11 protein-coding genes are annotated in these 17,257 nt (G+C 71.6%); 3 read left to right on the forward strand and 8 right to left on the reverse strand.

Going from position 1 to position 17,257, the window contains the following annotated elements; all coding sequences use genetic code 11:
- Positions 1-241 precede the first annotated feature (241 nt).
- From AC2D8W_RS15450 to AC2D8W_RS15465, 4 genes are all read right to left on the reverse strand, one after another.
- Positions 242-1,150 (reverse strand): LysR family transcriptional regulator, encoded by a 909-nt coding sequence (locus AC2D8W_RS15450; protein WP_484672270.1) that lies wholly within the window; start codon positions 1,148-1,150, stop codon positions 242-244.
- Entirely contained in the window at positions 1,131-3,044 is a 1,914-nt protein-coding gene (locus AC2D8W_RS15455) for a CocE/NonD family hydrolase (protein ID WP_484672271.1), read from the reverse strand. The genes AC2D8W_RS15450 and AC2D8W_RS15455 overlap by 20 nt, the downstream gene beginning before the upstream one ends.
- A gap of 10 nt (positions 3,045-3,054) precedes the next feature.
- Complete coding sequence (locus tag AC2D8W_RS15460; RefSeq protein ID WP_484672272.1) at positions 3,055-4,467, reverse strand: YfcC family protein; 1,413 nt, start codon at positions 4,465-4,467, stop codon at positions 3,055-3,057.
- A 69-nt stretch (positions 4,468-4,536) separates the two neighbouring features.
- Positions 4,537-7,422 (reverse strand): TonB-dependent receptor, encoded by a 2,886-nt coding sequence (locus AC2D8W_RS15465; RefSeq protein ID WP_484672273.1) that lies wholly within the window; start codon positions 7,420-7,422, stop codon positions 4,537-4,539.
- Positions 7,423-7,616: 194 nt separating this feature from the next.
- Between AC2D8W_RS15465 and AC2D8W_RS15470 the strand changes: the two genes are divergently transcribed.
- Positions 7,617-8,717 carry a CapA family protein gene (locus AC2D8W_RS15470; protein ID WP_484672274.1) on the forward strand — a complete coding sequence of 367 codons (1,101 nt, stop codon included), beginning with the start codon at positions 7,617-7,619 and terminating at the stop codon, positions 8,715-8,717.
- A gap of 57 nt (positions 8,718-8,774) precedes the next feature.
- On the opposite strand, the gene AC2D8W_RS15475 is transcribed toward AC2D8W_RS15470, so the two are convergent.
- Positions 8,775-9,713, reverse strand: a complete 939-nt coding sequence (locus AC2D8W_RS15475; RefSeq protein ID WP_484672275.1) for a sensor histidine kinase — start codon at positions 9,711-9,713, stop codon at positions 8,775-8,777.
- Between the two features lie 152 nt (positions 9,714-9,865).
- Between AC2D8W_RS15475 and AC2D8W_RS15480 the strand changes: the two genes are divergently transcribed.
- Both AC2D8W_RS15480 and ald read left to right on the forward strand, forming a co-directional pair.
- Complete coding sequence (locus AC2D8W_RS15480; RefSeq protein ID WP_484672276.1) at positions 9,866-11,314, forward strand: M20/M25/M40 family metallo-hydrolase; 1,449 nt, start codon at positions 9,866-9,868, stop codon at positions 11,312-11,314.
- Positions 11,315-11,330: 16 nt separating this feature from the next.
- Positions 11,331-12,419: an alanine dehydrogenase gene (gene ald, locus AC2D8W_RS15485; RefSeq protein WP_484672277.1), complete on the forward strand. Its 1,089-nt coding sequence runs from the start codon at positions 11,331-11,333 to the stop codon at positions 12,417-12,419.
- A 3-nt stretch (positions 12,420-12,422) separates the two neighbouring features.
- Here the strand turns inward: ald and AC2D8W_RS15490 are convergent, their stop codons facing one another.
- The 3 genes from AC2D8W_RS15490 to AC2D8W_RS15500 all read right to left on the reverse strand — a co-directional run bounded on the left by AC2D8W_RS15490 (position 12,423) and on the right by AC2D8W_RS15500 (position 17,255).
- Complete coding sequence (locus AC2D8W_RS15490; protein ID WP_484672278.1) at positions 12,423-13,763, reverse strand: alginate export family protein; 1,341 nt, start codon at positions 13,761-13,763, stop codon at positions 12,423-12,425.
- Positions 13,760-15,451: an amidohydrolase gene (locus AC2D8W_RS15495; RefSeq protein ID WP_484672279.1), complete on the reverse strand. Its 1,692-nt coding sequence runs from the start codon at positions 15,449-15,451 to the stop codon at positions 13,760-13,762. The genes AC2D8W_RS15490 and AC2D8W_RS15495 overlap by 4 nt, the downstream gene beginning before the upstream one ends.
- Positions 15,452-15,530: 79 nt before the next feature.
- Positions 15,531-17,255, reverse strand: a complete 1,725-nt coding sequence (locus tag AC2D8W_RS15500) for an N-acyl-D-amino-acid deacylase family protein (RefSeq protein WP_484672280.1) — start codon at positions 17,253-17,255, stop codon at positions 15,531-15,533.
- Positions 17,256-17,257 lie beyond the last annotated feature (2 nt).

Below are 17,257 nucleotides of genomic sequence, written 5' to 3' on the forward strand. Positions count from 1 at the left end.
GGCGATGAACTCCCACGGGCGTCTCTGAAACTTCCTGCGCCCGGAGCTCAAACCACGAGCGTCATAGCCTTAATCCTCGACCACAGACCTGCTGGTACCATTGTTGGTATTCACGGGTGTGAAGCAGCCGAGCCTCCTCGGAAATGTGAGTCCTGCCGGGCCCACCAGCGCGCGTTCGGCGGGTCGTGCTTCGGGCGTTGAGCTTGGTGGGGGCCGTGCGGAACGGCCGTCGCGCCGCGCCCTAGGGGGTCGGGACCGCCTCGGAAGGTGCGAAGAACGGCCTTGCCTCGTCGAGAAGCGCCAGGGCGAGGCGGCTGGGCGGCGACAGGGCCGAGGTCATGAAGGCGTAGTCGTGCAGGATCTGCGGCCGGAACACCCGGGCCGTCAGGCCGTCCCGCGCGAAGTTGCCGGCCAGGAGGGCGTTGACCATGGCGACGCCCAGCCCGTTGGCGGCCAGGGCGCAGGCCGAGCCCACCGTGTGCGTCTCGAGCTTCACGCTCATCCGCACGCCGCGCGCGTGGAACGCGTCCTCGATCTGGCGGCGCGTGCGGGTGCCGTAGCCCAGGAGGATCAGCGGCTCGCCGCGAAGTTCGTCGGGACTGAGCGTCTCGCAGGCGGCCAGGCGATGATCGTGCGGCAGGACGCACACCGTCTCACTGGAGGACAGGAGCACGGTGGAAATGTCGGTCCGGTCCAGGGGCAGCTTCACGAACCCGCAGTCGGCCGCGCGGCTGGCCACCATGCCGCGCGCCGTCTCGGCGCTGCGCGAATCGATGGACAGGCGAACGTTCGGATGCCGTGCCATGAACTTCGTGACGATCGCCGACAGCAGGCCTTCCGAGAGGCTGGGCGGCGCCACGACCTTCAGCGTCCCCGCATTGTGCGTCGCAAGGTCATGGACCAGGCCTTCCACCCGCTCGAGACCCCCGAAGGCGAGGTCGACTTCCTGGTAGACGATGAGGCCCTCCGGCGTGGGCGTGAGCCGGCCCTTCTCGCGGTAGAAGAGATCGAAGCCCGCGTCCTGCTCGAGCTGCGCGATGAGCCGGCTGACGGCCGGCTGCGTCAGCCCCATCCGCGCGGCGGCCGCGGTGGCCGAGCCGCTCAGGATCGTTTCGCGGAACGCCTCGAGACTACGCAGGCTCAGCTTCATCGCCGTCCCCGTGACCTTCCGGGCGCCGCTCCACGACCGGGAGCAGCAGGCGCGAGGGACGCGCCGCGTCCATATAGACACGATTTCGCGCGGGCCGGGGAGAGCCGCCGCGACCCTCGGGTTCGCCCGAATTGGGGTTCACGTCGAAGTGGGGAAAGTTGCTGGAGGCGACGTCCAGCCGGATGCGGTGTCCCTTGAGGAACCGGTTCGCGGTCGGGAAGCCCTCGACGGTGATCTTGTACACCTCGCCCGGCGCCAGGCGTGTCTCGCGATCGAACCCCAGGCGGTAGCGGGCGCGCAGGATCCCGTGTGCGAGGTTCATGGCGTAGCCCTGCGGGTAGTCCGCGGAGGGCGGGTGCACGTCGATCAGCTTGATCGTGAAGTCCGTGTCGACGCAGTCCGAGGCGACATGCAGCTCCGCGCGGACGGCGCCGACCACCTCGACGTCATGCGACAGCGGCGGCGTCTGGAAGACCAGCACGTCATCGCGCTCGGCCAGGGCGCGGAACGGCGGCTCGCAGCCGAAGATCTCAGGACCTTCGCGCTGGTCGAAGGCGCCGGCGTCCATGATCGGCGCGCCGGACGCCAGCGCCCCGCCGACCGTCGGGACCGGGTGCGCAGGATCGTGCACGTACTCGCGGAAGGCGTCCGGCGCAGACGGCGGATCCAAGGATAGGGCGCCCTGCGCATCCAGGAAGTAGCTGCGGGTCGCCACGTCCGCCGGCGGCCACTGCGCCGCCTCGATCCACCGACCGCCGTGGTCGAGCCGGCCGTCGGGCAGGCGGCGTCCGGAGCCGCCCCCCATCACGAAAAGCTTCACGGGCGGCAGCGGATCCGGCGCCTGCGGGTTCTTGAGCCACGCGTCGAACCAGCTCAGGCGCAGCGCCACGTAGTCGGGGGCGAGATTGCCGTCGAGGGGAGCCTGCGGACCGAAGTCCACGTCGCCGGCGAAGGTCACCGAGCGCTGTCCATGGGTCCAGGGACCCAGGATCAGTTTCACGGCGGAGCGCTTCCGCCGGGAGAGTTCCTGGAAGTTCTCGATCGCGGTGGCCGAATAGGGGTCGAACCAGCTGCTCATGCAGACGACCGGCGCGTCGGCGAACCTGTCGTAGGCGTCTCGGGCATAGATCCCGTTCCGGCGCCAGTAGGGGCCGAACCGCCCGTTGCGCCACTGCTCAAGGAGATAGCGCTCGTATTCGGGCGCCGCGCTCAACGGCGAGCGGCCCTCGGACCACGGCATGGCCCTGAACCAGGCCTTCAGGTCCTGCGCCTGCAGCGCCGCCTTGCGCCCGGGATCCGCCGCGGTGGCGGGGCTCAGCAAGGCGTGCTTGTAGGCCCAGGTGGCCTGCTTGAGTTCGAACGCCCCGCCCTGGCGGATGCCGGAATGGTAGGCGCTGGAGAAGCCGCCGGAGTCGAGGAACATCGCCGCCAGTCCCGGGGGGGCCAGGCACGCCATGGCGCTCTGCACGTGCGCGCCGTACGAGAGGCCCAGCGTCGCGACGCGGCCGTCGCACCAGGGCTGGGCGCGCAGCCAGGCCAGGGTGTCCACGCCGTCGGGCCCCTCGTTGAGGTACTTCTCGAACTCTCCCTCCGAGCCGTGGCGGCCGCGGCAGTCCTGCAACGCCACCACGTAGCCGCCGCGCACGAAATCGACCGCGATCCGGGGCTTGGACCGCGGAACAGGATCGTCCCGCGTCCGGTCCCCGTGGTTCACCCCCCGCTTGTCGTAGGGCGTGCGCTCCAGCAGCACGGGCCAGGAGCCGGGCAGCGGCCGGCCGTTCGCGGCGGGCCGGTACACGTCGGTCGCCAGCCGCACGCCGTCTCGCATGCCGATCATCAGGTCCTGCGTGACGTGGACGTCGTCCGGCGGCGCAAAGGGCTGGGCCTCAGCCATCCTCGCCCCCTCAAAGACTGACGCTGGCGAGCACCAGGACGCCCACGCACAAGGCCACGAGGACCGCCATCAGCGGCGCGATGAACCGTATCCACTCCAGGTAGCCGACCCGCGCTGTGGCCAGATAGGCCAGCAGCATCCCGGATGTCGGGGTCACCATGTTGGTCAGGCCGCTGCCCATGAGGAACGCCATGATGAGCGTCTGGCCGTTCACGCCCGCGGCCTGCGCGATCGGCGCCAGGATCGGAATGGAAAGGGTCGCCTTGCCCGACACGCTGGGAATGGCGACGCCCAGGCCGGCCTCCACCGCCATCAGGGCGCTGGCCACCACGGCGGGCGAGTGGCCCTCGGCCAGGCTGGTGGCGGCCGCGATGATGGTGTCGAGGACCTGGCTGTCGCGCAGCATGATCTCGACGGCCGCCGCCAGGCCGATCAGGAGGCCGGCGAGGGTCATCGACTTCATGCCCTCGACGAAGAGGTCCGCCGTCTGGCCGGCGCCGAGGCCGCCCGCCGCCGCGATGGCGACGGACAGCGCGAGGTAGAAGGCGGCGAGCTGGAGGTTCCCCCAGTCCCACATCTGCGCGCCGACGATGAGGGCGACGCATCCGGCCGCGAGGGTGGTCAGCACGACGACGTGCCGGGTCGACAGGCGATGGTCGGGCAGGGCGTCGGCGGCGCCGGCCATGTCGCGCGGCGCGACCCGCCGCAGATAGAGCATCACATAGGCGACGCCGAGCGCCAGGAAGAGCGTGAAGACGGCGAGGCGCGGCAGCATTCCGCTGAACACCGGCAGGCCGGCCAGCGGCTGGGCGACGCCGAGCGCGACCGGATTGGTGACCGAACCGATATAGCCGATCTTCGCCGCCACGCCGACCACGGCCATGGCGAACATGTTGGGCAGGCCCATGCGCTGGCCGATCACGGCCACGATCGGGATGATCACCAGGTACTCGGAGATGAAGCCCAGGAAGGTGCTGCCGAGGGCCACCGCCAGCATGAGCACGAGCGTGAGGATGTAGAGGTTCCCGGAGGTGATCTGGAGCAGCCGGTCGATGCCGGCGTCGATCGCGCCCGTCGCACGCATGACCGCGAACATGCCGCCGACGAAGACGACCATCACGATCAGCGGCGCTGTCTTGATCAGGCCTGCGGGTACGACCGTCACCAGGGAGACGACGCTCGCGGCGCGCGCCGGCGTCTCGGTCATCGACGGCGGGGCGGGGGCGACGAGCGCTCGCCAGCCGTTCACCTTCTCCACCGCCTGATAGCTGCCCGGCTCCACCAGCCGGCCTTCCCGCTCGAAGCGGCCGGCGGGGACGAGGTGGGTGAGCAGGGCGGCCAGCAGCAGCACCCAGACCATCACGAGGGTGGGGTGCAGGCGCGAGCCCGGCCGGGACGCGTGGGGGTCGGTGGAGTGGCTCATGCCCTGGACAGACGCCTGATCTGGAGGTTGAGGCGCGTCCGCCGCCAGCCGGGGCGCGCCGGGGAGGGCCTAGAACCGGGCCGAGAGCCGCGCGTAAACGAACCGGCCCCGCGCATCGTAGGTGTAGATGTCGTAGTTGATCGGCGCATTGGCGTACGAGGCCGGCGGCGCCTTGTCGAAGAGGTTGCTGACGCCCACGCTGACGGCGGTCTCGTAGCGGTCGAACTGAAAGCCCGCCTCCAGGTCGTTGTAGAGGATGGCGCGGGTGCGCGCGTCCTTCACCGCGTTGGCCACGTCGGTGGTCGGGCCGATATAGCGGCCGCGCCAGAGCGCGCTCCAGGAGCCGTTGCGCCAGCTGAACGAGGCCTGGCCCTTCCAGTGCGGGTAGGTGGAGCGCGGCTGGTCGCCCTTGCCCGCCCGCTCGTCCACGATCGGCGCTCCGCCGAGCGGGTTCGGGCTCGTGGTCCTGAAGCTGTCGAGGTACGAGGCGTCCACGACCGCGGCGAAGCGGCCCAGGTCGGTCGCGAATTCGTAGCGCAGCGTGGCGTCGACGCCCGAGGTCTTGATCTCGGCCAGGTTCTGGACGCCCTGCAGCAGGTTGAGGATGGCGCCGGTGCCCGGGTCGCGGGCGACCAGGTCGCAGAAGACGCCGCCGCGCTGGGCGCAGAGGTTCAGGATCTGAGTGGCCGACTGGCTGGCGATCGCGTCGTGCACGGTGATCTCGAACCAGTCCACGGTCAGCGTCAGGCCGGGCGCCAAGCTGGGCTTGATGGCCACGCCGACGCTGTAGGTGTCGGCCGTCTCGGGCTTGAGCCGGGTGTTGCCCGAGATGGTTCCGGCGATGAGGCCGTTCAGGTTGAAGTTGGCCTGGTTGTAGCCCGCCGGGACGCCGGCGCATCCGGGCAGGTTCGCGTGGGCGGCCGCGCCGCCGTTGCAGGGGTCCGTCCCCTGGAAGCTGGTCTGCCGGGCGCCCTGGTAGAGCTCGAGGATCGACGGAGCCCGGAAGCCCTGCGCCCAGGTGGCCCGCACCAGGACGTCCTCGATCGGTCGCCATCCTGCGCCGACCTTGAAGGTGCTGTCCCCGCCCACGGTGTTGTAGTCCGAGTACCGGGCCGCCAGGCTCAGATCGAGGCTCCGGGCCAGGGGCGCGTCCTTCAGGAGAGGCAGCGCGGCCTCGGCATAGACCTCGTTGAGACTGTAGTCGCCCTTGGTGGCGCTGCGGGTCTGGGCCGTGGTGGTCGTGTTGCTGGCGAACGCCGTGCCGGCCGCCGGGGTCGGGATGGTGGTCGGCAGGGCGTTGACGAACGGGTCGGGGCTGTCGCTGGCCCTGTTCTCGCGATGCTCGAAGCCGGCGGCGATGGAGAGGGGGCCCGCGGGCAACTGCAGCACGTCGCCGGTGATGTTGAACGAGACGTCGAGGATCTCGGTCCGGTTCGACTCGTTCGTCGTGTAGCGGATGTAGTCGGCCTGCGCCGGAGTCAGGCCCGAGAACAGATTGATGGGCACGCATCCGGCGGTCGTGCCGCAGGCCGCGCCCAGGCCCAGCGCCAGCCTGTCGTAGTTGATCCCGTTGAGCGCCTTCGAGTCGATCCGGTTCTTGGAATAGAGGGCGTAGGCGTCCCACTTCCAGTCGCGGCCCAGGAACGCGATCTCGCCATCAAGGCCCGCCGCGATCCGCCAGGTCTCCACGTCCTGGATGTTGTCGCGGTTGCCGACGTCGCTCATCACCCTGCGGATCCGCCAGGCGGAGTTCGCGGCGAACGCCAGGGCGTTGGCGGCGGGGACGCCGTTGGCGGTCCCGAACGGGTTGAAGGCTTGGTTCGCCGGGATGGCGAAGCCGCGGATCGTGCCCGCCGTGCCGCCGATGTCGAGCAGCACGGGAGAGAACAGCTGGTCCGACTTGCGTTCGTTCCAGAGCGCCTCGACCTTGAAGCGGGCGCTCTCGCCCAGGTCGGCGGTCCAGCGCCCGTAGACGCCGTAGCGCTCGCTGGGGCCGGTGGAATACACGCCCTGCGCCTGGGTGTTGTAGAAGTCGCCGGGGAGCGCGGCCGTGTGGAACGCGGCGTCGGCCTGGGCGCCGGCGCCGATCGTGGCTCCGGCGTTGAAGGCGATGGGCGCGGCCGACGATGCGAAGCCCGCCGGGGTGCCGAAGAACGCGTTGTTCGCCAAGCCCGGCAGGATGTAGAGGCCGTTCGGGCTGGTCCCCGGGGTCGTCACCGGGACCAGGGTCAGGCGCGTGCGGTCGCGGTCGGCGGTGAGGATCGCCCTGTCCTTCACATAGCTGACCGACAGCAGGAGCGCGCCGCCGTCGTACCGCTTGCCGAAGTTGAAGACCCCCGAATAGGTCTCGCCGTCGCCGTGCGTGGTCTGGCCGTACTTGGCCTGGACCTTGATCCCGTCGAAGTCGGCGGCGGTCTTGATGTTCACCACGCCGGCGATCGCGTCGGCGCCGTAGATGGCCGAGGCCCCGTCCTTCAGCACCTCGATGCCCTCGATCATGCCCAGCGGCATGGTGTTCAGGTCGACGAAGTCGCGGAATCCGCGCTGCCCCACGCCGTCCACCCATCGGTGGCCGTCCACCAGCACCAGGACTCGGTTGCCGCTGCCCTCGGCGCCGCCCAGGTATCGCAGGTTGATCGAACTGGCGCCGTACGAGGTGCCCTGGGTGCCGTTGCTGTTCAGGCTGACGCCCGCGGACGGCAGCTTCTGCAGGAGTTCGCCAACCGAGCCGGCGGCCGAGTTGCGGATGTCCTCCTCGGTGAGGGTGGTGATGACCCCGACCGAGTCGGCGTCCGGACGGCGGATGCGCGAGCCGGTCACGATGACCTCCTCGACCCCCGCCGCTTCGGCCTCCGTGGCTCCGGTCTGGGCGCACGCGGCCCCGGCCGTCGCGCCGGCCATGAGGGCGGCGAGTGCGCAGCCCGACATGAGCCGCCGCAGGTTGAACACGGTCATAAGGCTGGTCCCCTCTTGTCGTCCTGTCGGCGCGCTGCCCCCTCGAACGCCGCATTGACGGCGACGCTAGGTCCGGCCTCGAAGCGCGCGCAACGGCATAGGTTGGCCGCATCCGCCCATAAGCTCAGCGCATGGCCTTGGCGTCGTCCGGGCTCGCACGCATGAATAGGGCCCGGGACTCCCGGAGGGGCCGCTTGGATCGACGCCGTCTCATCGCTGCGGGCCTCTCGGCGTGGGCCGCGCCGTCCGCGGCGCGGCCGGCGGGTCTCCGCGTCAGCCTTCTCGGCCAGGCGTTGCTCGAGCATCCGCAGGACACGCGTACCTGGCCCGGCCGCGCCGCGCTGGCCGCGCGCCTCGGCCGCGCCGACGTGGTGTTCACGAACCTCGAGACGGTGGTCCTCGGGTCCCGCGGCGGCGCGCCGACGCGCGAGGCGCTGACCCTGCACGCCGCGCCTCCTGCGGTGCTGGCGACCCTCAGGTCCGTCGGCGTGAACCTCGTCACCACCGCCAACAACCACGCCTTCGACCTCGGGGCGGGGGGCGTCCTCGACACTCTGGAGGCGGTCGCCGCGGCGGGGATCGTGTCGGCCGGCTCGGGCGTGGACCTCGCGCGGGCCGCCGCGCCGGCGGTCCTGGTCAGCCCTGCGGGCCGGGTGGCGCTGGTGGCGTTCGCGACGGGCAAGGTGCGCGAGGGCGGGGCGGCGACCGCCTCGCGGCCGGGCGTCAACGAGCTGCGCCGGGATGGGGAGGGTCGGCTCTCGCCGGAGGACCTCGCCCGGGTCCTGGCGTCCATCGCCGCCGCGCGCCGAACGGCCGACGTGGTCATCGCGTGCCAGCACAACCACGACTGGGAGCCGGACCTGGCGGACGTGCCGGATTGGCAGCGCGGGCTGGCGCGGCGCTGCGTCGACGCCGGGGCCTCCGCCTTCGTCGGCCATGGCGCTCCGCTGCTGCAGGGCCTCGACGTCTATCGCGGCGCGCCGCTCTTCCACGGACTGGGCAACTTCGTGTTCCAGACCGAGAAGCCGCCCGGCGCCTACCCGCCCGAGGCCTGGCAGGGCGTGGTCGCCGAGTGCGTGTTCCGCGCCGGCGCCGCGGTCGACGTCGCGCTGACGCCGCTGGTCCTGAACGAGGCGGGCCTCGGGGGGCCAGGCGACATGGCGACGCGCGGGCTGCCGGCGCTCGCAGGGCCGCGCGAGGGCGCCGCGATCCTCCGGCGGCTCGCCGCGCAGTCCGCCAGGTTCGGGGGGGCCGTGGAGGTCGCGGGCGGCTCGGCCCGGCTCCGCTTGCGCTAGGTCAGGGGCTCGAGGGCGTCTGGATCCGAATGCCGGTCCCACTTTCGGGAACGCGCTCTAGCCGGGCAGGAGCACCGTGACCGTGGTTCCGCGGGCGCCGGTTTCCAGGGCGATCGAGCCGTCGTGCGCCTGGACGATCTGGCGGCAGATCGCGAGGCCCAGTCCGCTCCCGTCCGGCCGGTCGCTGAAGAGGTCGCGGTCCAGCGCCGGGAGCCTGTCCTCGGGTATGCCGGGGCCGTTGTCGATGACCCGCAGGCGGACCTGCGCGGGGTGCGGGCGGTCGGCCCGCACCTGGATCACCGGCGTGCGGCGGCCGTCGAAGCTCTCGATGGCGTTGTTGAGCAGGTTGAGCAGCACCTGCTGGAGCTGCACGCCGCGCCCACGGACCGAGCCGACGCTGTCGGGCACGTCGATCCGGATGCTGACCCCGCGCAGCACGCAGTCGCGCTCGACCAGCCGGGCGACGTCGCGGACGAGCGCGTCCACGGGAACGTCCGACAGCTCCACCGCCCGGCGCCGGGTGAGGGCGCGGACGCCTTCGATGACATCCGACGCCTTCTGCGCCTGCGTCTCCACCGCGGCGATGCAGGCGAGGGCGCGATCGGGGTCGGGCGGGGAGTCCTCCAGCGCCGTCCCGGCCGCGCGTGCGCTCTCGGCGGCGGCGGCCAGCGGCGGCCGGATCTGGGCCGAGAGGGTGGTCGCCATGGCGTTCACCACGGACACCCGGTTGAGCCGCAGCAGATCGTCCCGGGCGCGGCGAAGCTCCACCTCCACGGCGTCGCGGCGGCGCCGTTCGACCTTCGACTGCCGCGTCGCCGCGCGGCGGCGCGCGTGCCGCGCGCGGATCGCGAAGGCGCACTCCTGGATCAGCAGGGGACGCCGCAGGGCGACGCCTTCATGCAGCCGCCCACGTCGCTGAGCCGCGCCGTGGCCGCCCGGCGCGACGTCCTGATCCCGCTCCAGCGTCGCCAGAGCCAGCCGAAGCCGGTGGTCCACTACCTCGTGGTCAGGCGCTAGCTCCACGGGGGCGCCCCCGAGGCCCCGAACGTGGGCGTCGACCGTCGCTGCGCATGCACCACAGGCGCGGCTTTCGCACCGCCGCCGCGGCTCCTGGCCATGAAAGTCTTGCGCCGAGCGGGGAGGGCGGCATGGGACGCTGGCTGGGACGGCTGATGGGGAGCGTGCTCGCCGCGACGGTGGCGGCGGCGCCGGCGCAGGCCCAGTTCGAGCCGGGCGAGATCGTGCTCAAGGTCCCCCAGGAGGAGGCCGTCGTCCGCAAGGTCCTGGCCGCGCCCCAGATGAAGAAGGCGCTCGACTACGTGAACGCCTCTGACGAGGAGACCATCCGCGAGTGGATGAGCCTGTGCAACGCGCACGGGCCGTCGGGCGACGAGATCTTCCGCGCGCGGCTGATCTGGAAGCTGCTGCGGATCTACGGCCTCGAGAACGTCTTCATCGACGACCAGCGCAACGTCATGGGCATCCGGCGGGGGTCGGGGGGCGGCCCGACCGTGGTGCTGAACGCCCACTTCGACGACAACGCCCAGGGCTGGCCCAAGGAGCAGCCGATCGAGGCCTTCGTGGCGGACGGCCGGATGTGGTGCCCGGCGGCGGGCGACGACCTGGCCGGCGTGACCCAGGTGCTGACGATCCTGCGGGCCATGAACGCCGGCGACATCCGCACGAAGGGCGACGTCTGGTTCGCCTTCTTCACCGGCGAGGAGCCGCTGAAGGACAACGCGAGCAACGGGGCGGGCCTGTTCGTCAGCTCCAACTACCCGCACAACTTCGACTGGAAGCGCGGCGACATCCTGATGCAGCTCCACGGCGGCGGCGGGGCGGGGGTCAGCACCGGCAGCGTGGAGGTGCGCCACCGCTCGCAGCTGCGCATCTTCGTGCCGCTGGACCGCAGCGAGTGGGGCAAGCACGCGGTCGACGCCCTGGGGCCGATCATCGCGCGCCTCAGCGCCGAGGTGCGCGATCCGCGGGCGTCCAGTTCCGAGCGCACGTCGGCCGGACGGCCCAAGGACCTCGTGATGATGAACATGGCGCAGATCGCCGCGGGCGAGACCCTCAACCAGACCGCCACCGAGGCTTCGATCCGCTTCAACCTGCATGCGCTCCGCGAGGCCGACCTTTGGCGGGTGCACGACCAGATCCAGCGGATCGCGAAGGAGGAGTGCGCCAAGGCGGGCTGCACCGTCCACTACGCCATCAACAGCAAGAACGGCCTGGAGGGCGGCCTGCCCGGCTTCGACGCGGTGAACAACGCGCCGGCCCGGATGGCAGTGGCCGCCTCGAACGTCCTCTACGGCAATGTGGGCGCCGTGAACCCCATCGGCGGCTGCGGGGACTGCGCACGCGCCTACCGAAACGGCATGCCGGCCTTTTCGCTGCGTGGGAACGTGATCGACTACGGGGACGGCCGCTTCGACATCAAGGCCGAGCGCGGCGAGCCGCTTAAGTCTGAGGTGCGGCGCAAGACCCGCAATCACGATCCGACGGCGAGCGCGCCGATCGACGGCCTGTGGGCGGCGGCCAAGCACGGACTGGTCTTCGCCGTCGCCTACGCCGGGCTCGCCGAGCCCGCCAACTGAACGGGAGAAGGCGGACATGCGCATCGGGACGCCGAAGGAGGTCAAGGTGGCCGAGGCGCGCGTGGGCCTGACGCCCGAGGTCGCGCACCTGCTCGTGTCGCGGGGCCACCAGGTCTTCGTCGAGGCCGGCGCGGGCGCCGGGATCGGCCTGAGCGACCAGGCCTACGCGGCCGCGGGCGCGGCCATCGTGCCGGACGCCGACGCCCTCTTCGAGACCGCGGACCTGATCGTGAAGGTCAAGGAGCCGCAGCCGGCGGAGATCGCCCGCCTCGCGCCGCGCCACGTGCTGTTCACCTATCTTCACCTCGCCCCCGACCCGGCGCAGGCGCGGGGACTGATGGAGTCGGGGGCCGTCTGTATCGCCTATGAGACGGTCACGGCCGCCGGCGGCGGCCTGCCGCTGCTGGCGCCGATGAGCAAGGTCGCGGGCCGGATGGCGGCCCAGGTCGGGGCGGCCTGCCTGCTCAGTCCGGCGGGCGGGCGAGGTCTGCTGCTGGGCGGCGTCCCGGGCACGCCGCCGGGCGAGGTGGTCACCCTGGGCGGCGGCGTCTCCGGGCTCCACGCGGCCGAGGTCGCGCTGGGCCTGGGCGCGCGCGTCACTGTGTTCGACATCTCGATCCCGCGCCTGGATGCGCTGCACGCCCACTTCGGCGGGCGCGTGTCGACCCGCGTGGCCACGCCGGCGGCCATCGCCGACGCCGTGGCCGGGGCCGACCTGGTGATCGGGTGCGTCCTGGCGCCCGGCGCCGCGGCGCCCCGGCTGGTGAGCCGCGCCGACGTGGGCCGGATGCGAAAGGGCTCGGTGCTCGTGGACGTGGCGATCGACCAGGGCGGCTGCTTCGAGACCTCGCGGCCGACAACGCATGTGGAGCCGACCTTCGAGGTGGACGGCGTCCTGCACTACTGCGTCGCCAACATGCCGGGCGCCGCGCCCCTGACGTCGACCCAGGCGCTCACGGCGGCCGCCGCGCCGTTCGTGGCGGCGCTCGCCGACAAGGGATGGCGGCAGGCCACCTGCGACGATCCGCATCTGGCCGCCGGGCTGAACGTGGTGAACGGCCGCATCGTCCACCCCGCCGTGCGCGAGGCGCTGGGATTCCACTGAGCCTCAGAAGTAGGCGGTGAACTGTCCGCGGGCGTAGGTGGCGTTGCGGCCGCCGGCGGCGCGCACGGTGTCGCCCACCCAGGCATGGGTGACCGAGAGATACGCCTCCAGATGCGGCGTCGGCCGGATGCGGGCGCGCAGCTGGACGAGCCGGGCGGTGGCGCGGCCGCCGCCGGACAGGCCGGCCACGGGTCGGCCCTGAGCATAGACCGCGTCGCCTGTCGAGGCGCGCGTGATCCGGAAGCCGGCCAGCCCCAGCTCGGCCGGGCCCACCTGGAAGGACCCGTCCCCGCCGAGCGCGAGATAGTTGGTCTGGAACAGGAAGGGCGCATCGGTGACGCCGTTGTTGCTGGGGTAGGTGGGATCGAAGGTCCCGAGGCGGTGGTCGCCGGGCCGGCGGTCGCCGCTGGCGTAGGCCATCACGGGCCCGACCCTCAGGTCGTGGCGCGCGTCGACCCTCCAGGCCGCGTCGGCGGTGAGGCCGAAGGCGCGGATGCTCTGCGCGCCCGCGTCCCCCCACTGGGCGGTCGCCTGGGCCTCCAGCGACCAGGTCTCGGTCTCGGCGGCGTAGCGGAGCCCGCCGCTCATGCGCCGCTCGGCCGCGTTCGACGACAGCCAGCGCGTGGCTGGACGCCGCCGTTCGAACAGGAAGAGCCCGGCCTGACCTGCGATGGGGGCGGGCCCGTCGAGGGTCACGCCCTCGAAGGTCTCGTTCCGGTCGGCGCGATCGTCGAGAACGCCCCGCCGGGGCGCGGTGGGGTGCAGGCGGAAGGCGGTGAGCGTCGCGCCGCCCACCGCCAGCGTCGCCAGCGGTCCCTCGAAGGTCCGGCGCACCGTGACGCCGTCGCGGGTGTTCACGAGGCGGTTGCGGAGGTCGACCTCCTGACGCCCATACCGCAGCCGCAGGGTGGCCGGGCCCAGCCGCGCCGGCGCCTCGACGAACAGTTGGGCGATGTCGAAGCGGTCCTCGTCCTGCGCCCTGGGGCCCGGTTTGCGTCCATCCTGACCCAGGGCCATCACCTGCCCGAAGACGCGGGGGCCGTCCGGGCTCAGGTGGTAGTCGGCGTGCAGCATGGCGCGGCGCCCCACCTGCAGGAAGCTGGGCCCGCCCGCGGCGCCCAGGTCGGCGGGGTCGATGCGCTCGATCCGCACGCGGGCCTCTCCGCCCATCGTCACCCAGCCCTCGCCCGCCGCCAGATAGCGCAGGCGGTCGACGCCGGTCAGCGGCTGGCCGGCGAGCGCGCTGCAGTCCTCTAGCCAGCGGATCTGCTGCGGCGCGCAGGGGTCGGCCCGGGCGGCCCCGGCGAAGGCCGCCAGCGCCAGGATCGCCGCCGCCGGCCTCAAGCCTGGTAGACGGTGGCGCCGCCGACCACGGTGCGCTCGATCCGGATGTCCTTGATCCTGTTCGGCTCGACCGTGTGGGGGTCGTCACCCAGCACCACGAAGTCGGCCAGCTTTCCGGGCGTGATCGACCCCTTCAGGTCTTCCTCCATCGTGTCGTAGGCCCCGTTCAGCGTGTGGACCTTCAGGGCCTCCGCCACGGTGATCCGCTGGCCCGCGCCCCAGGTCTTGCCGTCCCAGCCCGTCCGGGTCACCACGCCCTGCATGCCCATCAGCGGCGGGAAGACGCCGGCGCCGAAGTCCGAGCCGGCGCACACCGGCACGCCGGCGTCCAGGAGGGTCCGGTAGGCCATCATCCGGCCCATCAGGTCCTCGCCGTAGAAGCTGAACTTGTCGGCGTTGAAGTAGAGGTAGGTGTTGAACAGGGCCGGGGTGACCCCGGCGGCCTTGATCCGGCGGGCCAGCGCCTCGTCCACCAGGCTGCAGTGGGTGATCTTGAAACGCGGGTCCTTGCGGGGCCACAGCGACTGGGCCCGCTCGAAGGCGGTCAGCGCCTGGGCGATGGTCACGTCGCCGTTGGCGTGCACGTTCACCCGGATGCCGGCGCGGTGCATCCTCTCGACCCAGGCGTTCACGGCCTCCTGGGTTTCCTTGAGGTTGCCCTTGTAGCTGGTGCCGGGGAAGGCGACGCTCATGGCCATGGTCCGTTCCGACAGCGATCCGTCGGTGGACCGTTCCGCCGTTCCGCCCAGCCGGATCCACGCGTCGCCGAGGCCGGTCCGCATCCCGGCGGCGATCATCGGCTCCCAGACGTCGACGTAGCACTCGTAGTTCACCCGATGCTTCAGGCGACCCTCGGCGCGGATCTCCTGCAGCGCGCGCAGGCTGCCGCCCTGGTGGCAGACCCCGGTCAGCCCGAACTCGGCGAACTTCTTCGACAGGAAGGCCGCGCCCTCGCGTTCACGCTGCGCCGCCTCCTCGGGCGGCCAGGTCATGGGCTTGCCGACCTTGTCGAACACCAGCCGGGCGTTGTCGGTCACGCGCCCGTTCAGCTCGCCGTCGGGGAACCGGTCGTAGGTGCCGCCCGGCACGTCGGACGTCGCTCGGCTCAGGCCCGCCATCCGGAGGGCCACCGAGTTGTAGAACGACGTGTGGCCGCCCCTGTGCCTCACCACGACGGGATGGACCGACGAGACCTTGTCGAGGTCGCGGACGTTCAGCGGCCGGCCGTCTTTGGTCTTCACGTCGTCGTAGAAGTAGCCGGTGACCCAGACGCCCGGGGGCGTCTTGTCGGCGCGCGCCTTCAGCTTGGCCACGATGTCGTCGATGCTGGAGAAGCCGGTGCCGTACGGGTCGCCAACGACCACCTCGTAGAGCAGCGACTTGCCGTCGGCGTGGATGTGGCAGTCGATGAAGCCCGGCACGACGGTCATGCCCTTGGCGTCGAGCACCTTCGTGGAGGGGCCCGCCAGGGCGCGCACCTCGGCGTCCGAGCCGACGGCCAGGAACCGGTCGTCCTTGACGGCGAAGGCCTGGGCGCGCGGGAAGCGGTCGTCGACCGTGTAGACGCGGGCCTTGTGGACTACGAGGTCGGGCCGGGCGTCGGCCCCGAAGGCGCGGGTGGCCCAGAGGGCGGCGCCTCCGGCGGTCAGGCTCAGGAAATGGCGGCGGCTGTGCGGAGGCGCGGTCATCGAAGGGCTCCGGGAGAGCAGGACCTTCAGCTACCGCGGCCCGAGGGGACCGGCCGCGGCAGCTTCCGGTCGGCGGAGTTCAGTGCGGAGTCGCTGTTCCCCGGCCGTAGAGGGGCAGCCCCGGCTTGGCGCCGGTATGCTGGCCGTTGTCGATCACGAGCACGCCGTTCACGACCACATAGGGCACGCCGACGGCGTAGGACTTGGGCTTCTCGAAGGTCGCCGTGTCCTTCACCGTGGCGGGGTCGACCACCACGACGTCGGCCCACTGGCCCTGGCGGAGCAGCCCGCGGTCCTGCAGGCCGAGGATCTGTGCGGGCAGCCCAGACATCTTGCGGACGGCGTCTTCCAGCGTGAGCACGTTGGTGTCGCGCACATAGTAGCCCAGGACCTTCACGTTGGTGCCGAAGGCCCGCGGATGCGGGAAGCCCGACTCCTCGGTGTTGATCGCGCCGGCGTCGCTCGAGATCGCGACCCAGGGCTGCTTCATCACCAGGCGGACGTTGTCCTCTGACATGGTGTGGAAGATGCCGCCGATGCGTCCTTCGGCCTCGGCCATCAGCTTGAGGCAGGTGTCGGCCGGATCGGCGTCGCCCTCGAGCTTGGCGATCTCGGCCAGACGCATGCCTTCGTACTTCTTCTGCCGCTCCACGGTGGTGCGCGCGAGCACGATGCCCTGCCAGCCGCCGTGCTCGATCACCCAGTCGCGGAAATCGGGATCCGCCTTGATCTTCTTCACGGTCTTCGGGTCCTTCAGCATCTTGGCGAAGGCCTCGGGGCCCTTCTCGCGCGCCCAGACGGGAAAGAAGACGTTCCAGCCGTGGTTCATGGCCGTGTAGGGGTACTGGTTGACGGTGACGTCGATCCCCTCGGCGCGAGCCGCGTTGATCCGGTCGATGTAGTGCTGCTGCTTCGGCCAGTTCACCTCGCCGCGGATCTTGTAGTGGAAGATGTGGATCGGGACCTTGGTCTCCCGGGCCATGCGGAACATGAAGTCCAGTTCCTGGTCCTGCTCGAATCCCTCGCTGCCGATGTGCGCGGTGACGTTGCCGCCGTACTGATGGACGATCTTCGCGAGCTCGATCACCTCCTCCGGATAGCGCGGACCGCCGCTCTCGAAGCGGAGCACCATCCCCCAGGCGCCTTCCTCCATGGATCGCGCCATCAGCATCTTCATCCGTTCGAGCTGGGCCGGCGTGGTGGCGCCCGCGCCGTAGCCGGTGGCGGCCAGGCGGATCTGCTCGAAGGCGGCGTGCGAGATGATGTTCATCGACGCGCCCTGGCGCTTCAGCCGGTCGAAGTAGCCGGTGAAGGTGGTCCAGTCGGGCTGGGGGCCGCTCTCCCGCGTCTGAGGCAGGCCGTCGCGCGGGGCGACCGACTGGCTCTCGCCGATCACGTCCAGGGTGACGCCCTGCCGCACTTTGCTCTGCGCCAGCGGGTCGGCGAGGATCGACATGTCGGTGTGGGTGTGCAGGTCGATGTAGCCCGGGGTCACCACCTTGCCCGTGGCGTCGATCACGCGCTTGGCGGTCGCGCCGGGAAGCTCGCCCAGGCCGGCGATGCGGCCGTCGCGGATGCCCACGTCGCCCGCGTACCAGGGGTTGCCGGTGCCATCGATGATGTGGCCGCCCTTGATCAGGATGTCGAAGCTCTGCGGCGCCGGCGGCGCCGACCACGCGGCCCGCGGCGCGGCGAGGCACGCCGCCGCCAAGGCCAGCGCCGTCCCCATCACCAGCGCCCGCCGGGCGAAGCCGTCGGCCGAAGCCGCTGCCGCCGGGCCGCGGCCCATCGTCTGCCGTGTCATGT

Source organism: Phenylobacterium sp. T106 (assembly GCF_057219735.1).

Coding starts and splice junctions, on each gene's coding strand:
- AC2D8W_RS15450 (WP_484672270.1), bottom strand. CDS start 1,150: ATGAAGCTGAGCCTGCGTAGTCTCGAGGCGTTCCGCGAAACGATCCTG.
- AC2D8W_RS15455 (WP_484672271.1), bottom strand. CDS start 3,044: ATGGCTGAGGCCCAGCCCTTTGCGCCGCCGGACGACGTCCACGTCACG.
- AC2D8W_RS15460 (WP_484672272.1), bottom strand. CDS start 4,467: ATGAGCCACTCCACCGACCCCCACGCGTCCCGGCCGGGCTCGCGCCTG.
- AC2D8W_RS15465 (WP_484672273.1), bottom strand. CDS start 7,422: ATGACCGTGTTCAACCTGCGGCGGCTCATGTCGGGCTGCGCACTCGCC.
- AC2D8W_RS15480 (WP_484672276.1), top strand. CDS start 9,866: ATGGGACGCTGGCTGGGACGGCTGATGGGGAGCGTGCTCGCCGCGACG.
- ald (WP_484672277.1), top strand. CDS start 11,331: ATGCGCATCGGGACGCCGAAGGAGGTCAAGGTGGCCGAGGCGCGCGTG.
- AC2D8W_RS15495 (WP_484672279.1), bottom strand. CDS start 15,451: ATGACCGCGCCTCCGCACAGCCGCCGCCATTTCCTGAGCCTGACCGCC.
- AC2D8W_RS15500 (WP_484672280.1), bottom strand. CDS start 17,255: ATGACACGGCAGACGATGGGCCGCGGCCCGGCGGCAGCGGCTTCGGCC.